The sequence below is a fragment of the Stenotrophomonas sp. 24(2023) genome, from assembly GCF_030913365.1.
Classification (GTDB): Bacteria; Pseudomonadota; Gammaproteobacteria; order Xanthomonadales; family Xanthomonadaceae; genus Stenotrophomonas.
In genome coordinates this window covers 4,102,835-4,121,427 of sequence record NZ_CP133160.1, presented here as the reverse complement: position 1 = coordinate 4,121,427, position 18,593 = coordinate 4,102,835, and the positions used below count along the sequence as shown (strand labels likewise).

16 protein-coding genes are annotated in these 18,593 nt (G+C 64.6%); 8 read left to right on the top strand and 8 right to left on the bottom strand.

What is annotated here, in order from left to right; all coding sequences use genetic code 11:
* Positions 1-85: 85 nt before the first annotated feature.
* The 4 genes from Q9R17_RS18785 to Q9R17_RS18770 form a co-directional block, all read right to left on the bottom strand.
* Complete coding sequence (locus Q9R17_RS18785; RefSeq protein WP_308156091.1) at positions 86-1,870, bottom strand: hypothetical protein; 1,785 nt, start codon at positions 1,868-1,870, stop codon at positions 86-88.
* A gap of 55 nt (positions 1,871-1,925) precedes the next feature.
* Complete coding sequence (locus Q9R17_RS18780; protein WP_308156090.1) at positions 1,926-2,438, bottom strand: ABC-three component system middle component 2; 513 nt, start codon at positions 2,436-2,438, stop codon at positions 1,926-1,928.
* Positions 2,435-3,454, bottom strand: coding sequence for an ABC-three component system protein (locus Q9R17_RS18775; protein ID WP_308156089.1), 1,020 nt, complete (start codon positions 3,452-3,454; stop codon positions 2,435-2,437). The genes Q9R17_RS18780 and Q9R17_RS18775 overlap by 4 nt, the downstream gene beginning before the upstream one ends.
* Before the next feature lie 219 nt (positions 3,455-3,673).
* Positions 3,674-4,759 carry a site-specific integrase gene (locus Q9R17_RS18770; protein WP_308156088.1) on the bottom strand — a complete coding sequence of 362 codons (1,086 nt, stop codon included), beginning with the start codon at positions 4,757-4,759 and terminating at the stop codon, positions 3,674-3,676.
* 3 nt (positions 4,760-4,762) lie between these two features.
* Between Q9R17_RS18770 and Q9R17_RS18765 the strand changes: the two genes are divergently transcribed.
* Positions 4,763-5,008: a DNA-binding protein gene (locus Q9R17_RS18765; protein WP_308156087.1), complete on the top strand. Its 246-nt coding sequence runs from the start codon at positions 4,763-4,765 to the stop codon at positions 5,006-5,008.
* Between the two features lie 283 nt (positions 5,009-5,291).
* On the top strand, positions 5,292-5,561 hold the full coding sequence (locus Q9R17_RS18760; protein WP_308156086.1) for a hypothetical protein: 270 nt from the start codon (positions 5,292-5,294) through the stop codon (positions 5,559-5,561).
* 327 nt (positions 5,562-5,888) lie between these two features.
* On the opposite strand, the gene Q9R17_RS18755 is transcribed toward Q9R17_RS18760, so the two are convergent.
* From Q9R17_RS18755 to Q9R17_RS18740, 4 genes are all read right to left on the bottom strand, one after another.
* Positions 5,889-6,059, bottom strand: a complete 171-nt coding sequence (locus Q9R17_RS18755; RefSeq protein WP_308156085.1) for a hypothetical protein — start codon at positions 6,057-6,059, stop codon at positions 5,889-5,891.
* The gene (locus Q9R17_RS18750; RefSeq protein WP_308156084.1) at positions 6,056-6,406 is read right to left on the bottom strand and encodes a hypothetical protein; all 351 of its coding nucleotides are present in this window, start codon (positions 6,404-6,406) and stop codon (positions 6,056-6,058) included. Before Q9R17_RS18750 ends, Q9R17_RS18755 begins: the two co-directional genes overlap by 4 nt.
* Before the next feature lie 125 nt (positions 6,407-6,531).
* The gene (locus Q9R17_RS18745) at positions 6,532-7,275 is read right to left on the bottom strand and encodes a FadR/GntR family transcriptional regulator (protein ID WP_308156083.1); all 744 of its coding nucleotides are present in this window, start codon (positions 7,273-7,275) and stop codon (positions 6,532-6,534) included.
* 102 nt (positions 7,276-7,377) lie between these two features.
* Entirely contained in the window at positions 7,378-10,269 is a 2,892-nt protein-coding gene (locus Q9R17_RS18740; RefSeq protein WP_308156082.1) for a TonB-dependent receptor, read from the bottom strand.
* A gap of 313 nt (positions 10,270-10,582) precedes the next feature.
* On the opposite strand from Q9R17_RS18740, the gene Q9R17_RS18735 reads away from it, so the two are divergent.
* Genes Q9R17_RS18735 through Q9R17_RS18710 form a run of 6 tightly spaced genes read left to right on the top strand, consistent with a single transcriptional unit; the run spans position 10,583 to position 18,509 of the window.
* On the top strand, positions 10,583-11,950 hold the full coding sequence (locus tag Q9R17_RS18735; RefSeq protein ID WP_308156081.1) for a polysaccharide lyase 6 family protein: 1,368 nt from the start codon (positions 10,583-10,585) through the stop codon (positions 11,948-11,950).
* Positions 11,947-14,172 carry an oligoalginate lyase gene (locus Q9R17_RS18730; RefSeq protein WP_308156080.1) on the top strand — a complete coding sequence of 742 codons (2,226 nt, stop codon included), beginning with the start codon at positions 11,947-11,949 and terminating at the stop codon, positions 14,170-14,172. Before Q9R17_RS18735 ends, Q9R17_RS18730 begins: the two co-directional genes overlap by 4 nt.
* A complete protein-coding gene (locus Q9R17_RS18725) occupies positions 14,169-15,473 on the top strand; it encodes an MFS transporter (RefSeq protein WP_308156079.1) in 1,305 nt (434 codons plus the stop codon). The genes Q9R17_RS18730 and Q9R17_RS18725 overlap by 4 nt, the downstream gene beginning before the upstream one ends.
* Positions 15,474-15,519: 46 nt before the next feature.
* The gene (locus Q9R17_RS18720; RefSeq protein ID WP_308156078.1) at positions 15,520-16,272 is read left to right on the top strand and encodes a glucose 1-dehydrogenase; all 753 of its coding nucleotides are present in this window, start codon (positions 15,520-15,522) and stop codon (positions 16,270-16,272) included.
* 19 nt (positions 16,273-16,291) lie between these two features.
* A complete protein-coding gene (locus tag Q9R17_RS18715; RefSeq protein ID WP_308156077.1) occupies positions 16,292-17,479 on the top strand; it encodes a GDSL-type esterase/lipase family protein in 1,188 nt (395 codons plus the stop codon).
* A 10-nt stretch (positions 17,480-17,489) separates the two neighbouring features.
* Complete coding sequence (locus tag Q9R17_RS18710) at positions 17,490-18,509, top strand: sugar kinase (protein ID WP_308156076.1); 1,020 nt, start codon at positions 17,490-17,492, stop codon at positions 18,507-18,509.
* Positions 18,510-18,593 lie beyond the last annotated feature (84 nt).

Sequence of the window (18,593 nt, the reverse complement as noted above, 5' to 3'; positions counted from 1 at the left end):
ATCTACCAAGCGCGCGATGGCCACTAGGATTGCGTCGGTTAGTGGCGGGCGGTTCGATATGGGACGGGTTTGCCAATCGAGGCTGTTACCGGGGAATCAGTCCGGCGCGTTCGCCCGGCTTTGCGGCGTCGCCTGCGAACCACTGATAGTGGACTTTTTCGGCTACGTCTTGGGGCGGCTCTTTGTTCTCGACGATGACAACCTGAATTCCATCATCGAGGCCCGCCATCGATTCCCAGAAGGAGGCCTCGATTCCGGGGTCAACTGGGCCATCACCAGTAGAACTGGACTTCCCTTTTTTGTAGCTCGTCAGCGGTGAGTCAATTATCACCATGCCGGGGTGGGGCGTGCCTTTACTCCTGCAGTACCGAAGAAGCCCTATCGCGAAAGCTGCATAGAGGACCGCGCGAACGCCCTTGCCGTGCGATTGGCGAGATTGACCATCCACAACAATGTCATACTCCTTCTGGTCGAAATCTACTCGTCCCGGACCCTTCCAGCTCCACTCGCCCAAGATGGCCTCAATCTCGGAGCAGAGGTCTCGCAGTGCCTTTGCGGGCAACTGTTGCCACGTTTCCTTCTCTTCCTTCGTGTCCAGCGCGGTCTCGATCTGTCGCTTGAGCTCGCTGAGGTTGCGAATCTGATCACGCTCGCTATTGGCGCGCTCAAGCTCAATTCTATGACTGACCAGGTCGTCGAGACGGGCGGCGACTTCGGTGAAGGACGGAATTATTACCTGAGTAAGCCTATCTTCAATTCGCGATAGGTTTGCTTTAGCCGCAGCGGCTTGCATGGCCTGCTCTTGCATGCGTGAAGTGACGGCCTCAATAGTCTCCGCCAAGTCCGCGCGATGCCCGAGAATCTTTCCTGCCTCCGCCCGCGCTGACTGGTGGACACTCTCCGCAGATGCTTCAGCGGAGTGTTCATGAGCGCCGTCCATGACCTGATCGCAAAGAGGGCAACGCGTATCCTGCAACTCCTTGAAGTAGTGAGCGCCCTCGGCTACGAAGTCAAGGCGCTCCAAGTCCGAGGCATAGCGGCCATCAAGCAAGTGGTACCGCGACAGTAGTTCTTTCAAAGCAATGACTTGGTACTCAGCTCGGTTCAGCTCTGCGGTGGACGCCTCTCGCTCTAAATAGAGATTTGTCCGCTCGTCGGTGATCAACGTGAGGTGGTCACTAATGCTGTTAATCGCTTCGTGAATCTCTTCGGAAGCCAAGGGCGACGCAAACTGGCGTCTTGCCGCGCGCTCTTCAAGAGGCGCCAGAAGTTCCGTGATAACGCCAAGTTGCGCAGTAGAGCGCGCCTTTACAAGCACCTGTTCTTCGCTGGTTACAATTCCCTCGTCATCCTTCCCGGAAAGCATGAAAGAGAAAGTGCGCTTGTGTGCGGTCTCACTAAATCCACTCTTCCCAAGTACCGGCGAGCGCTCATCAATAACAGCGATCTCGTCAATTAAGAGCACCGGAAGAAACATCCGCATAGAGAGACGCTGAGTCGCCCCGCGGTTATTCTTGCGGAGCACCGCCTCAGAGATCCCCGCAAAAGGAAAGAGGACAGCCGAGATGTCTTTGATGCCTTTACCCTTCCCACGCTTGGAGGTCACGACCTCGGGCTGGGTTGCGCTCATGGATTCGAACTTGGATCGGTAGACGGCGATCTTTCCTCCAGCCAAGTGGCGCTTGAGCGTCAGGAATTCTCCGGCCGAGTTCTCTAGCTCGACGAAAATATCCGAATACACTTCGGCCTCGGGGATTCGCTTCCGTAGTTCATCTGCGCCGAAGACGTAGTCAATGCAGTGAAGCAGGTAGCTCTTTCCGGTGTCGGACTCGCCCGCAAGAATGTTCCCGCCCGGTTCGAAGGTTTCCATGGCATCCATAACACCGGCGCCACGCAATACGAGCTTTCGTAATTGAAACATCGCTTTACAACTCCAGATCGCGTAGCGCAGTAAGCCGCTCAAACTCGGCTCCCCATTTGCCCACATTGGCCGACATAAAGGCGTTTAGCTCTTCGTCTGAATCGCTTCCGAAGTTCGATACGATCCATTCTGCTCTGTAGCGAAGTGCTGTGGCGTAGTCGGACTTGAGCAGGCCAACAAAAGCTGCCGTTAGCGCCGTTGCTCTATACATGATTCCCGTACGATCGAAGCTTTTCATGAGCAACTCACGGCTGAACATCTGATTCAATCCGGCGCGCACCAGGTCACGTTTAACCAGAAGCTCTGTTCCACGAAGAGGCACAGCTGGATGCAGGCTGGGCGGGCCATGAGGTATGTCGCCGGAGTGAACAAGGAGATAGTCATATGAAACGAGCCGTTGGAGATCTAACGTTGCTCCATTGGTGGCATTCAGAACAAATAGCGTTCGAAGGCCGCACTCCAAGGGCGTGTTGAAAGGGCGCGGAGGTCGTGGTGAGGTTGTGTCATTGTTCATCATGTGACGCACCACTTCAGAATGCCCTCATTGGCCATCTGGTGACACATGCCCTCGCGGTCCTTCGCTTGCACATGAGGGGCCAACACGTGCCCACCGAGCTGTAGCGACTGGGCCGCCTTCACAGTGTCTTTGAGGCGATTCAATCCGGTTTGACCGGTTGTCGTGTATGTGTAGTACAGGCCCTCCCGGAACTCGCCGAGCAGAGTTTCAAAGAACGCTGGATCGGCCATCTGATCTCGGGCCAGCTCTTTAAGGCCCTCAGCGCAGTAAAAAGTAATACGAGAGCGCTCAAAAATGCCCTTGTAAGAGGATACATGTATGAAGTCGCTGGGGGCGCTGATAGTTACTTCCATCGCCTCCCCAATAACTTCGAACAACTGGGTGATATAGCCGGACTCTGTTGGCGCAACCGATGAAGGGGGCTCCGGCGGAGGCGGCCTTTCTATCAGCGGCGCACCGAATACGGTCAGGTGGTACCTGGTTTGAGCATGCTCGGAGATGAGCTCAAGCGGCTGCTTCGCTTTGAAAATGCTGAAGTCAAACGAGGCAATGTGGCATTTCATCTCCTTAGTGAGAGCCACTATTGCCTTGGATGTAATCGCCCCCGCGCAGTGTTTGCCCCAGTTCTCAGTTACGAAATCGCGCAGCTTCTTTGGATCATCCAAGAGATCCTGAAGAGTAGAAGTCGTGCCCTTATGAGTGACAAACCAATACTCTTCAGGCGATGTGTAGTCGCCTTGGAGCGTGTAATAGAGAACCTTGGCGATCTCACCCGCCGCGACGCCGGGGCCCAGACGGTCGCCGTAGTGCTTGCACTGATATAGCTTCCAGCGGCGCGGCTCTGTCCCCGAGGGATCAAGCCACACGACTACGTCCCTCCCCTTGTCGCCGGCACCGCCGCGCTGCTGAGCTTCAGCGACCTCAACTTGCGTCGAGAGGTAGTCAGATGCCCACTCAAGCGTGAAGCGCTCGAAATCTGCCGCGCTGAACTGAGCCAGCCGATCCAGCGGCTGCACGGGTAGTCCCGCCCCCACGCCAAGAAGGCGTGCATTCGCATTAGGCCAAGGGGTCGGCGCCGGTAGCGCTGATAGCGGCGCACCGGCTCCCTTGCCTGGTTTACTTGTGGCCACGCCCCCTCCCTTGGCGGTAGTACAGGTCCAGCAGCCACAGGATAAGCCATTGGAGGTGGAGCGGCGCGCATCGATTAACGCGCGCCCGTAGCCCGCTCTGGGCCGTCAATCTTCCAGTAGGCGAGCAGCGGGATTTGCCGTAGCACCGCCCGTCTGGAAATACCCGATCACACTCGATACCAACCGGTGCTCCGTCAGCTGCATGATCGCCGGCAATGCCACGCCCTGACGACTAGCCTCGGTCACGAACCCCGACCGCAGACTGTGCCCGCCAAAATCCCCCTCCAGCCCGGCCAAGCGCGCTCGCCGCTGCACGATCTCGCCCACAGCGGCCGGGGACAGGGCAGGGCCCACCCGCTGTTTCCATAGCCGCCGGAAGATGGCTCCCTCGGTGATGCCCGCCGCTTCCAACCAATCCTGCAGGGCGAGGGCGGCCCGATCGAGCACCGGCTTGTCCGGCGTCGAGGAGGCCGTAACCCCGGTCTGCTGAGTCTTGCTGTGCTCCAGTCGGTAGATATAGCCCGCCTCGCCAATACGGCGCAGGTCGCGCAGGTCGGCCGCAGCGATCTCGCTACGCCGGCGGCCGCCACTGGCAAACCCGAAGCAGAGTAGGGCGCGATCGCGGATTCCTTCCAGGCTGTCGTCGCAGGTATCCAACATGGCCTCCAACTCGGACAGGGTGATCGCAGTCTTCTTGCGTGGGCGTTCGCCGCGCTTGACCGCGGCCCGCGCCGCGCGACTGAGCACGGTGCGGATTGCCGGCTGCTCGCAGGGGTTAGCCACTCGCTTGAGGCGGTGCGCGGTGGACAGCACAGCAACGCGATGGCGCACGGTGGCCAAGGTCCACGGGCCGGCCTTGGCTTTGAGGCCAGCGGCCACCAAGGCCTGGTCGACAGCTGGGGGAAGTTCCCAGGCCAATTCGCCGTCGGTCGAGCGGCGCTGTACGTGATCGACTACGAACTGGAGCACGATGGCTTCGGGTACCGGCAAGGCCAACTCGATGCCGTAGCGCGCCGCGTGCCAGCCAGCCCAGTAGCGCAGGGCGCTGGTGTAGCTGCGGGTCGTGTTCTCGGCTGCCGCTTCGGCGAGCAGCTCGCGGACCGCATCGGCAGCCTGTTGGGCCAGCTGTTCGGGCAGTTCCAGGCGGGTGGCTGTCGCGGCAAGTGCGGGGATTGTAGAAATTTCTTTCATACTATGACCCGCTGGCTGGAGACATGGTGGAATCGACTTGGCACGCGTCTGCAGTCAGCGCGTCCGGACCTAGAAGATGCGCCAGCGGTATTGGCAGAACTTGCCGGGCAATGGTGGGAGCTGGCGCTGAAGCATGCCCAGGAGGCTGCCCGTCGAGAGCTTGCATCGTCCGAGCAGGCTCTGGCTGCCGAGCGTGAAGCGCTGGAGGCCAGTTCCCGACTTGTGACTGAAGAGCTGGCGCGAATGTAGTGCAGAGCGTGACCTTGCTATCACCGACGAGAGAATTGCAGCGACCCAAGCTTCAGAGCTACAGCACCTGGTCGACCAGCTTCAGCTACAGATCTCGGAACTTGCAGAGCAGCGCGACCTCGAGCGCCGAAGAGCCGACCGAACCGAGACAGCGAGACAGCAACTCGACGCCCGGCTTAACGAGGTCTTAGAGACGGCGAAATCTGAGCGGGAGGACTGGACCGAGTACGTCAGATCTGTCGAGAATCGAGCGCTCAGCGATGTTGATCGAGCCCGCCAAGAGATGAAGGATCTCCAGGTGCAGCAAAGCAAGGCATCCGAACAACACAGGGCCCTTGAGAAGCAGCTGCGTCAGGACATCCAGGCCGCCCAATCGGCGGCCGCCACGGCCAGTCAGTCTGCCGATATCCTGCGCGGCAGATGTGACGCGCTCGAGGGGCAACTTTCAGGGCTTCGAGATTTGCCAGCTCAGCTGGAAGTGGCGCTGAAGCGATCCAAAGGAGTTCGCATCGCTGCTGATGTTAGGCAGAAACGCAAGCGGTCGAAGCAATGACCGCCTGGCTGCAGATGAGTACGCAAGCGTATGGACATTTAACTATTGCGAGGATGGACATCTTCTTCTGAAAACAACACTCATATTCGCCGCACACTTCATTTCGCATAATGTATATTATGTTCAGAGCGCCTGGGCCGTCAGGGGATCTCTCGACCCCACCGGTCCCATAGCCCAACCATGGCCTTGGCACCTGGTAGCCACCGATGCTTCGACAAGGCCACGGTCGCAGCAACGCGCTGGCCAGGCTATCGCATCAACGACCACCTGGCAGGCGCTTTGCGTAACGCGTTACGCAACCGCCCATCATGCCGCCACCAGCAGTCCTCAACGCCCAGCATCCGAAACCGCACCAGCCGCCTGCGCGATTTCCAGCTTCCTCACGTCGGCCACGGGCACCAGAATCGTCGTTTTCCTGGCCGGGTCCCACAGCACATAGGAATCACCCAGGCGTCCAACCAGATTGACGCCGCCCAGCGTTTCGCCGCTGATGCTCACCACAGACAGAAACCTGGCGCCACCCTGCAGGATGGCGCGTGCGCGTGATTCACCCAGCCAGGCGGAGGCAATGGACCGGTCCACCAGATCACCGCCACCAGGCCCACCAGCACCAGGCTTGGCAGCAGCCACGGAAGCACCTTGCGCTCGGAACTGACCGCGCTCATCCGGTTTTCGATCCAGCCACCCAACAGCGCGCCCAGCGCCATCAGGACCAGCACGATGCCGATACTGGCCAGCCCGGCCAGCGCCACTTCGCTCACGGCCGCAAACTGGAACGGATCAAGCCCGAATGCGCCCCAGTAGCCGCACAGATAGAGGCCGCCCTGTATCAGGCCAAACGTCACCAACACCGAACCCAGGCCGGTCCTGTGCGCGCCCCATGTGCATCACCGCCTCCGTTGCAGACATGCGCCAGATACTCGCACGCCGCGCCTCATGGCGCCCGGGCAGGCGCCATGCCCCAACGGCTTCAGATGCGCGTGGTCGCCATGAACCGCTCGCGGTCCTGTTGCGTGCGCCGGCGGATCTCTTCCAGCGCCTGGCTCTCGGTGGCTTCCAGCATGGCCTCGAACAGGCGCTGGAAATGGTGGCGCATGGCATTGCGCGCGGCCACGGGATCGCGCGCGCGCAGCGCCTCGAAGATGGCCATGTGCTCATCGGCACGGCTGGCGCCGTCATCATGGCAGACCCGCGCATAGACTTCGGTCACGCGCGGCAGCTCGCTGCGCATGCGCCAGATCTGCTGGATGAAATACTCCACCACCGGATTGCCGGAAAGGCGCGCGATGGTCAGGTGGAAGCGGCGGTCGTAGTCGCCGGCTTCGTCGTCGGTCAGGTCGCGGCGGCACAGCGCCTTGGCCAGTACCTGCAGTTCGGCGATGCCGGCATCGTCCAGGTTGCTGGCAGCCAAGGCCGCCGCTTCTGCTTCAAACACGGCACGGGCGGCGGTCAGATCGAACGCACTGACATCCGGCAGGCCACCGGCAGCCTGGCTCGGCCGCGGCTTCACATGCACGCCCGAGCCGATGCGGATGGCGATCCAGCCCTGGGCTTCCAGGGCAATCTCGGCCTCGCGGATGGTCACCCGGCTGACCCCGAAACGCTCGGCCAGCTCGCGCTCGCCCGGCAGCCGCGAGCCCGGCGGGAACTCGCCGTCCTCGATCATCTTGCGAAGCTTGGCGGCGATGGTCTGGTAAAGGCGGTTGGCGGACATGCGGCTGACCCTGGTCGGTTCCCTCCGGCGCCCTTCCCTGCCACCGTGGCCGGCGAGGGTCCGGTTGGAGCGACGGCGCGACCTGTGGCCGCGCCGCCCTGTTCAGAACTTGTATCGTACACCGAAATACGCACGCCGGCCGTAGGTCACCACTTCGCGGAAATTGCCGTAAAGCGGCTGGTAGGCCACGCGCGGTTCGTTGGTCAGGTTCATCAGCTCCAACGACAGCGAGAGCCGCTTGCTGACCCGGTAGCGCATGCGCAGGTCCACGCTGGTGTTGTCGTCGTAGTAGCGGTTCTGCTGCGCGGTATTGCCGGTGAAATCCTGGTAATAGTGCGAGCGGAACTTGCCGATGGCCTGGATGTTGAAGCGCCCGATATCCCAGTAGATCGAGCCGGACAGCACATGCCGCGAGAACCCGCTCAGCCCGGCTGGCGGCACGATGGCCGGGATGATGGCGCCGTTGGCGGCCAGCTGTTCGCCCAGCCGCGAATCCTGCGTTTCATAATCCGCGTCGGCGTAGTTGTAGCTGACCTTGAAGCCCAGCCCATCGAACGGCTTGGGCAGGTAGGAAAGCCGATGGGTGGCGCTGAGCTCGATGCCGGTCAGCGTGCTGTCCTCATCCGTGGTGACCTGCTGGCGCACCGGCACCGTCACGGTCTGGCCGTTGATGGTGTAGGTTTCCGGCACCAGCGCGGTGGCGGTGCCGCCGTTGAACTGCTTCCAGTACACCGCACCGGCCAGCAGGGTGTCCGGGTTCGGGTACCACTCCAGTGACAGATCGCCGTTCCAGGACATCAACGGCTGTGCCGCCGGGTTGCCGCTGGCGCTGATGTCATCCAGCGCGTCGGCCAGGTTGCCGTAGGTGCCATCGCTGCTGACATTGATGGTGCGCCCTGCCCCCAGCGCGGAAATATCCGGCCGTGACATGGCCCGGTAGGCCCCCACGCGCAGCAGCAGGTCCGGCTTCAGCTCGAACGCTGCGTTGAGGCTGGGCAGCAGCTTGTCATTGCCGGCCTTGAACACCTGGGTGGTGTAGTTGCCGGTGGGCTGCAGGCGGATGGTGCCATCGCCGTTGTCACGGATCAGCAGGTCGGTGCGCACGCCTTCGGAACGCACATCGGTCTTCACCCAGCGCAGGCCGATGTTGCCGGTCACCGGCAGGTTGAACAGCGTGCTGCTGAACTCACCCATCAGGTACAACGCCCGCGTTTTCTCGGTGATGTCGACGTTGTTGGGGTCCTGGAAATCAGGATCCAGGCCGCTGTCCAGGCTGCCACGGAAGGACTGGTACAGGCAATTGGGATCGAAGTACGCCCACGAGGAAATCGTGTTGCCGCTGGCGGCATCCATGAAGTCGTCCTGCGGGAACGGTGCGCGGCAGGCCTGGTTGGCGGCGATGATCTTGGCCTTGTCGGCCGCCACGCGCGGGTCGTAGTCGGTCACGCGGGTATTGTCGCGCAGGCGGTAATCAGCCTGGCTGGCACGCACGCCGCCCTTGATGCGGGTGAACAGGCCCGATTCGGGCATGAAGCTGGCATCGAAACGGCCGGCCTTGATCTTGTGGTCGTTCTCGGTGGCGCTGGAGGTCACACGCGCCGCACCGGTGTAGGCATCCCAGTTGCCTGGATTGAAGTCCGGTGCCAGCGCAATGCTGGGCACTTCGCCGTGCCAATCCCAGTCGTACTCCACGTAGCCGGTAGCGCCGCTGCTGATGCCGGGCACGATGGCGTTGTTGACGTCGCGCTGGTTGGCGCGCAGGCGGGTCATGCGCTCGCTGTCCAGCCGGTTGGTGTGCGAATAGGAAAGATCGGTGGACAGCTCCCAGGCCGGGCTGGGGCGCACGATCAGGTTCAGGCCCCCGCCGGTGTACTCCTCGCCCCGCCAGTAGCGGTTGGAGGTGGAATCGATGGAGGTGCTGCCATGCAGGTGGCGCACGATCCCGTTCTCGTCCACCTCGCGCTGGGTGATGCCGCGCCGTGCGTTGGACAGGCTCAGGTCGCTGCGGTTTTCGTACCAGTTGCGCTGGGTGTGCTCGAAATCGACATTGACCTCGACCACGTCGTTGGGCCGCCACTGGATGGCCGCGAACTCGCTCTGGCGGTCGTTGCGCTCCTGCTTCAGGCGGTAGATGCGGCTGCTGGGCACCAGGTAGTACGGCGCGCCATTGGCGATGGCCTGCGCGGTCACTTCATTGCAGTTGGCGTTGCCCACGTTCTGTGCGCCGTTGCAGGCATACCAGGTGGAGCCGCTGGTGATGCTCTCTTCCGGGTCGGTGCCTTCCAGGCGCTGGAAACCGAGCGAGATGCCCAGCTTCTGGCCATCGCCGAACTCGAACTGGTCGATGTAGCTGGCCGTGCCGCGGTAGCCGATGCCATCGTTGTCGCGGTACTTTTTATCGTACTCGGCCCAGCTGCCGCGCAGGTCAAGCTGCGCCGAGCGCTTGCCGTACTCCAGCGGCTTCACTGTTTCCAGCCCGATGGTGCCGGCCACGCCGCCTTCGATGATGTCGGCGCGCTGGGTCTTGTAGATGGCCACGGTGTTGATCAGCTCGGCCGGGAACATGTTGAAGTTCACCGAGCGGTCGCCGCTGCCGTTGGTGATCTCGCGGCCATTGAAGTTGGTACTGCTGAGGAAGGCGCCCAGGCCGCGGATCGAGATTTCCGAGGCGCCGGTCTTGTCGCGCGTGGACGCCGCGCCGGTGAGGGTTTCAATGGCATCGGCCAGCGACGGCGCCGGCAGATCGCCGATGTCATCGGCCGACAGTACGTCGGCGATGACCGTGTCGTCACGTTTCTTGTTGATCGAACTCTGCATCGACTCGCGGATGCCGGTGACCTGCACCTGGTCCAGGGTGGTGGCATCCTGCCCTGCCCCGTCTTTGGCCGACTGCGCCTGGGCAGCCGGCATGCCGGCCAGTGCAGCGAGCAGCGCCACGACCAGTGGCGTGGGTGACAACAACGTACGACGTACAGATCCGGCAGGGTGCCGCATGGTTTCCTCCTCCCAAAGGATCGCCTGGACGGTTGGCGTGGATGCAGCTTCGACACGCCGACACAGAAATGTCAACCAACTGGACTGGATTAATCGTAATACCTTTGTTCCAGACCACGAATCGGCCATTTGTTGTGCTGATGCAGCATGACTTTGCGCGCAAGCTGGCTTACAACAGACCCACCAAGTGGTATGCATCCACCCTCGAAACGACGGCCCAGGCCGCTTTTGGAAGGATTTCATGCGCATTCGAGCCATCCCGCACCGATCAACCGCACCTGCAGCACTATTTTGCCTGACCACTGGTCTGGCAATGTGCCTGACCAGTTCGCCAGCCCGCGCCGCCACGTGGCTGGTCCACACTGCCGCCGAGTTCAACACCGCGGCCGCCGCGCTGCAGCCGGGTGACGAAGTGGTGCTGGCCGATGGCACCTGGACCGATGCCCGGCTGCTGCTGAAGGGCCAGGGCACGGCCGCGGCGCCGATCGTGCTGCGCGCGCAGACGCCGGGCAAGGTGATCCTCAGCGGCCGCTCGGACCTGCGCCTGGCCGGCAGCTACCTGCAGGTCTCCAACCTGGTGTTCCGCAACGGCTACACGCCGGGCGATGCGGTGGTGGCCTTCCGCGAATCGAGCAAGGCGGTGGCCAGCCACAGCCGGGTGACCGGCCTGGTCATCGACGATTACACCAACCCGGATGCGTCCGACCAGGACTACTGGGTGTCGCTGTACGGCAGCCACAACCGCCTGGACCACAGCCAGCTGCGCGGCAAGACCAATGCCGGCCCCACCGTGGTGGTGGTGCGCGATGCCACCCAGGGCCTGGACAACCAGCACCGCATCGATCACAACTGGTTCGGGCCGCGCCCGTCACTGGGCGTCAACGGCGGCGAAACGATCCGCGTGGGCACCAGCGATACCTCGCTGAGCGATTCCAGCAGCACGGTGGAGAACAACTGGTTCGAAGGCTGTGACGGCGAAACCGAGATCGTCAGCAACAAGTCCGGCAACAACACCTACCGCGGCAACGTGTTCTACCGCTCGGCCGGCGCGCTGACGCTGCGCCATGGCAACGGCAACCGGGTGATCGACAACATCTTCCTCGGCGATGACAAAGCGGGCACCGGCGGCGTGCGCATCATCAACGCCAACCAGACGGTCAGCAACAACTACTTCGAGCGCCTGGCCGGTTCCGGCAACCGTTCCGCGCTGGCGGTGATGGACGCGCAGGCCAACCCGCCACTGTCCGGCTATGCGCCGGTGGTCAACGCCACCATCAGCCGCAACACCTTCGTGGACGTGGCGAAGATCAGCTTCGGCGTCGGCCATGACGCGGCCAAGGGCATCACCGTTGCCGCCAGCAACAGCCAGTTCGCCGGCAACCTGATCGTCAACCGCACCAGCAGGAACCCGCCCAACGCCGCCAGTTCGCTGGTCGGCATCGCCTTCAGTGGCAACGTGCAGTCGCCACAGGCCAGCACGGTGTTCCCCAACGGCGTGGCCAGCAGCAGCATCACGCTGCAGCAGGCGGCCAGCGGGCTGTGGGCGCCCTCGCCTGCCCTGCCCGCCACCGGTGCCGACCCGACGCTGACCATGACCCCGCGCGAGGCGACCGGGGTGGCGTGGTACCCCAAGGTGGGCGAGATGGCCCTGTCACGCACCAGCACCGGAGTTGATCGATGAGGTTGCAGCCGCTGTTCGTTTCCCTGGCCCTGGCCATGCCCCTCACCCTGCTGCCGGCGATGCCGCTGCTGGCAGCCCCGGCCGCTGCGCGCCAGGCCGACACTGCACCGGTGCTGGTGACCGCTGCACAGTGGCAGCAGATGGCCAGCGAAGGCAGCCGCTACCCGTGGTTCGCCAAGGAGCAGGCACGCACCGAAGCATCGCTGAAGAAGATGATGAAGGCCGGCATCGACGTGCCGGTGCCCAAGGACAAGGGCGGCGGCCGCACCCACGAACAGCACAAGCGCAACTACCAGGCGCTGCTGGCCGCCGGCACGCTGTACCGGCTGACCGGCGACAAGGCCTACGTAGACTATTCGCGCGACATGCTGCTGCAGTACGCCAAGCTCTACCCGACGTTGGGCCCGCATCCGGAAGGCCGCGGGCAGATTCCCGGCCGCGTGTTCTGGCAGGTGCTGAACGATTCGGTGTGGCTGGTCAATGCGATCCAGGGCTATGACGCGATCCGCGACGCGCTGTCCGCGCAGGACCGGCAGACCATCGAATCGCAGCTGCTGCGGCCGATGGCCGAGTTCCTCATAAGCGAACCAAAGAACTACGACCAGATCCACAACCACGCGACGTGGGCGGTGGCCGCCACCGGCATGACCGGCTATGTGCTGCGGGACCAGGAACTGGTGGAGAAATCGCTGCGCGGCAGCCAGAAGGACGACAGATTCGGGTTCCTGCGGCAGATCGATCTGCTGTTTTCGCCCGATGGCTACTACGAGGAAGGCCCGTACTACCAGCGCTATGCACTGGGGCCGTTCCTGCTGTTGGCCAACGCGATCGAACGCAACGAGCCGCAGCGGAAGATCTTCCAGCGCCGCGACGGTGTGTTGCTGAAAGCCGTGGACGTGCTGGTGCAGAGCAGCTACGGCGGCCTGTTCTTCCCGATCAACGATGCGATCCGGGACAAGGGCCTCGACACCGAGGAACTGGTGGCCGGCATCGGCATTGCCTACGCACGTACCGGCGATGACCGCTTGCTGTCGGTGGCACAGAAACAGAAGCGCCTGCTGCTCTCGCCGGAGGGGCTGCAGGTGGCACAGGCCCTGGCGGCCGACAAGGCCAAGCCCTTCGATTACCGCCCCATGCTGCTGCGCGATGGTCCCGACGGCGACCGCGGCGGCCTGGCGATCCTGCGCATGGGCGGCGGGCGCGGCCAGGCGCTGGTGCAGAAGGACACCATGCAGGGCATGGGCCACGGCCACTTCGACAAGCTCAACTGGCTGTTCTATGACAACGGCAACGCAGTGGTAACCGACTACGGCGCCGCACGCTTCCTCAACGTGGAGGCCAAGCGCGGCGGCATCTACCTGGCCGAGAACCGCAGCTGGGCCAAGCAGACGGTGGCCCACAACACCCTGGTGGTGGACGAACAGAGCCACTTCGGCGGCGACTGGAAGCGTGGCGAGGAACATGCGCCGCAGGTGCGCTTCTTCCAGGCCGACGCCGATACCCAGGTGGCCTCGGCCACCATGCGCGACGCCTACCCGGGCGTGGTGTTCACCCGCACCCAGGCACTGCTGCGCCACCCGGGACTGGGCCTGCCGGTGGTGCTGGACCTGCTGCAGGTGCACGGCGACAAGACCGCGCGCTACGACCTGCCACTGCATTTCAACGGCCACATCGTCACCACCGGTTTCGAGGCCGAACACTTCACCAGCCAACGCCCGGTGCTGGGCAAGGACAACGGTTACCAGCACCTGTGGCTGGACGCGCGCAGCAAGCCCGGCAGCGAGCCGCGCACGCTGGCCTGGCTGCTGGATGGCCGCTTCTATACCTATCGCTTCGGCAGCAGCGCACCCGCGCAGGCGCTGCTGGTGGAAAGCGGCGCCAACGATCCGGAGTTCAACCTGCGCCGCGAACCGGCCCTGCTGCAGCGCGTGGAAGGCCAGAAGGACGTGACCTTCTTCAGCGTGCTGGAGCCGCATGGCGAGTACAACGGCACCGCCGAGTACGTGCACGGCGCCGACAGCCGCATCAAGGACATCGTGCGCACCCGTGGCAGCGATGCCGAAGTGATCGAGCTGCGCCTGGCCAGTGGCGCCCGCATCGCCCTGGGCGTGGCCGATGACAGCAACGCCAAGGGCGAGCACAGCGTAACCGTCGATGGCCATGCCTACCGCTGGAGCGGCAGCCACGCGCGCATGGACCGCAGCAAGGATGATGCGAAATGAACGGCCCGTCGCCGCTGTCCACCCTGCGCAAGGTGCCGGTGCGCTCGGCGGTGCGCTGGCTGATCGTCGGCCTGATTGCCGTGGCCACGGTCATCAACTACATCGACCGCAATGCACTGGCGGTGATGTGGCCGGAAATCGCCAGGGAAGTGGGCGCAACCAAGGATGACTATGCGCTGCTGGTGACGGTGTTCATGCTGTTCTACGCCGCCGGCCAGTTCCTGTTCGGCCGCCTGTTCGACATGATCGGCACGCGCCTGGGCTTTGCCTTGTCGATCAGCGTGTGGTCGATCTCCATCGCCCTGCATTCGGTTACCCATTCCATGCTGTCCTTCAGCCTGGTGCGCGCAATGCTGGGCATCAGCGAAGCCGGTGCGTGGCCGGGCGCGGTGAAGGCCAATGCCGAGTGGTTCCCGGCGCGCGAGCGTGCCCTCGCGCAGGGTGTGTTCAATGCCGGCGCATCGATCGGCGCGATCGTGTCGGCACCGGCCATCGCCGGCCTGTACCTGTGGCTGGGCTGGCGCGGCACCTTCGTGCTGGTCGGTGCCATCGGCTTCCTGTGGCTGCTGCCGTGGCTGTTCGTCTACCGCGCCGGCCCGGACAGGCACCCGTGGGTGAGTGATGCCGAGCGCCGGTTGATCATGGAAGACCAGGCCGGGCAGCAGGATGCCGCCGCACCCAAGGTGAGCGTGCGTTCGCTGCTGGCCCACCGGCAGAGCTGGGGCATGCTCGCCTGCCGCTTCCTGCTGGACCCGATCTGGTGGCTGTTCGTGTCCTGGCTGCCGATCTACCTGGCCGAAACCTTCGGCTTCGACATCAAGCAGATCGGTCTGTTCGCGTGGGTGCCGTTCGTTGGCGCCATGCTGGGCAGCCTGAGCGGCGGCTGGCTGTCCGGGCGCCTGATCCACAGCGGCCGCAGCGTGGACCGCGCCCGCAAGCTGGCCATCACCCTGGGCTGCGTGATCATGGCCCCTGCCCTGCTGGGCGCGATACTGGCCGACCAGCCGCTGCTGGCGGTACTGGCAATCGCCGCGGTGCTGTTCGGCTTCCAGGTGGCCATCGGCAACATCCAGACCCTGCCGGGCGATCTGTTCGACGGCCGCTCGGTGGGCACGCTGGCTGGCCTGGGCGGCTTGGCCGCGGTGGCCGGCACCTTGATCACCACCTGGCTGGTGCCGGTGCTGACCCGCCATTCCTACGCCCCGATCTTCATCCTCGTCGCCGCGCTGGTGCCGCTGTCGCTGGCCGCGCTGTGGTGGTGGACCGGGCCGATCCACAAGCTCGACCGCCGTGCCGGCTGAGCGCTCAACCTCTCTTCATTCCCCCGCAATCCAAGGAGTTTTCCGCATGTCGTTCCAGGACAAGGTGGCCATCGTCACCGGTGGTGGCCGTGATATCGGTCGTGCCGTCTCGATCAAGCTGGCCGCTGCCGGCGCACGCGTCTGCATCAACTACGCCAACGATGAAGCCAGTGCGCAGGAAACGCTGGCGCAGATCCAGGCCGCTGGCGGCCAGGCCATCGTGCACCGCGCCGACGTGACCGATGCGGCCGCCGTGGCCGGCCTCGTGGCCGCTACCCAGGCCGCCTTCGGCGAGCACATCGACCTGCTGGTGAACGTGGCCGGCGGCATGGTGCAGCGCCGCCCGCTGGCCGAGATCGATCCGGCATTCTTCCACACGGTGATGGACCTCAACCTGACCTCGACCTACCTGACCACCCATGCGGTGGTGCCGCACATGGGCGAAGGCGCGGCCATCGTCAACTTCGCCTCGCAGGCCGGCCGTGATGGCGGCGGCCCGGGCGCGTCGATCTACGCCACCGCCAAGGCCGCGGTGATGACCTTCACCCGCGCCATGGCCAAGGAACTCGGCCCGAAGGGCATCCGCGTGAATGCGCTGTGCTGCGGCATGATTGCCACGCGCTTCCATGACGACTTCACCAAACCCGAAGTGCGCACCGCCGTGGCCGGCGCCACCCCGCTGCGCCGCCAGGGCGTGCCGGACGAAGCTGCCGATGCGGCGGTGTTCCTGGCCTCGGACGCGGCGGCCTTCATCACCGGTGCGAACCTGGACGTCAACGGCGGCACCTACTTCTCCTGACCTGAGCGGACATCGGCCCATGCAGCGCTGGATCACCCTGCTTTCCCTTGCCCTCGGCGCTGCCGTGGTTGCCCCCGCCACCCAGGCCGCGCCGGTCTGGGTAACCGCCTGGACCGCCTCACCGGCCCCGGACCGCAAGGACGGAAAGCCCGGCGAGCCGGTGCAGTTCGCTGCGCAGACCGTGCGCCAGGACATGCGCGTGGGCAGCCGCGGCGATGCGCTGCGCCTGCGCATCAGCAATGAACTGGGCACGGCGCCATTGCACGTGGAGGACATTCGCGTGCGCCTGAAGGAGGGCAAGGGCGCGGCCGTGCCGGTTACCGTCGATGGCCGCCATGCCATCGACGTGCCGGTGGGTGCCGCACTGCTGAGCGATCCGGTCGCGCTGCCGCTGGCCGCGCTGCAGCAGATCAGTGTGACCGCCTGGTTCCCGCAACCCACCCAGCCGGCGGTGCGGCGCACCGTGGTGCGCGTGGCCGACGGCAGGCAGGACGCGGTGGCCGATTCGGTGCGCGTGAGCTACCAGCAGAACGTGTTTTCAGCGGTGCTGGTCCAGCGTGCGGAACGCCCGCAGGTGATCGTGGCACTGGGCGATTCGATCACCGAAGGCGCCACCGCCGCACGCGGTTCCTTCAACCAGTGGCCCGAGCGGCTGGGCGAGCGGCTGCAGCAGGCCTGCCCGGACCGCTTCGTGGTGCTCAACCAGGGCATCAGTGGCAACAAGCTGCTGGACCACGGGCGCAGCCACAGCGCACTTTCCCGGCTGGACCGCGATGTGATCGCCGTGGCCGGCGCCGACCAGGTGATCGTGTTCGAGGGCATCAATGACATCCGTCATGGCGGCGGTGCGCAACCGCTGCCGGGCCGCAGCGCGCCGGACATGCTGCTGGGCTACCGGCAGCTGGCCGCTCGGCTGCACGCCCACGGCATCCGCACCTACCTGGGTACGCTGACGCCCTTCGGCGGCTCCGAGCGCTACGAGCCGGTCTCGGCCACCACCCGCGCTTCGATCAACCAGTGGGCGCGCAGCAAGGATAATGGCTTCGACGGCGTGATCGATTTCGATGCGGCGCTGCGCGATCCGGCCGCCCCGGAATCGCTGCCGGCCGACATCACCCGCGACCACCTTCACCCGAACGACGCGGGCTACCGGCGCATGGCCGATGCCATCGACCTGGGCCTGTTCGGCTGCCAGGCCCCGCGCTGAGGGAGAGCGAATGAACCGCATCGTCTGTTTCGGAGAGCTGCTGCTGCGGTTGGGCGCACCCGGGCGCGAACTGCTGCTGCAGTCGCCCCAGCTGCAGGTACACGTCGGCGGCGCGGAGGCCAACGTGGCCGTATCGCTGGCGTGTTTCGGCCATGACGCGGCCATGGCCAGCACCGTGACCGACAGTGCACTGGGCCGGCACGCCGTGGCCGAGCTGCGGCGGCACGGCGTGGATACACGCGGCGTGCGCGAGGTCGACCGCGACCGCATGGGCCTGTACTTTCTGGCCACCGGCGCCGTGCAGCGGGCCAGTGAGGTGGTCTACGACCGCGCCGGCTCGGCGTTCGCCCGCAGCACGGCGCACGAGTATGACTGGCCCGCCCTGCTGCACGGGGCGCAGTGGCTGCACCTGTCCGGGGTGAACCCTGCGCTGGGCGCGAACGTGGCCGAGACCGCGCTGGCCGCCGCACGCACCGCACGCACGCTGGGCGTGCGCGTGTCGTTCGATGGCAACTACCGCCCTTCGCTGTGGCAGCGCTGGCAGGGGGATGCACCGGCCATCCTGCGGCAATTGTTCGCCGAGGCCGATATCGTCTTCGCCGATCATCGCGACATCGCCCTGGTGCTGGGCGAGTCCTTCACCCAGCCCGATGCAGTGGCACGCGTGGACGCCGCCGCGACTGCAGCGTTCGCCGGCTTCCCCAACCTGCAGTGGCTGGCCTGCACCCAGCGCCAGCTGGTCAGCGCCGACCATCACGCCCTGGGCGCACTGCTGCTGGCCCGTGATGGCCGCCGCGCGCAGGCACCGATGCGGCAGCTGCAGGGCATCGTGGACCGCATCGGTGGGGGCGATGCATTCGCCGCCGGCATCCTGCACGGCCTGCTCTCGCAGTTCGATGCCGAGACCACGGTGCGCTTCGGCCTGGCCGCCGCGGCGCTGAAGCATTCGATTCCGGGCGACGTGAACCCGGTACGCGAGGCCGAGGTGCTGGCCCTGCTGGGTGATGCGACGCTGGACGTCCGCCGCTGAGCGTAACGCGTTACGTAACGTCAGGCGGCGGTGCGCCACTCAACGCCCGACGCGGCGAGGCCGCCACGGACCAAACATGAATCG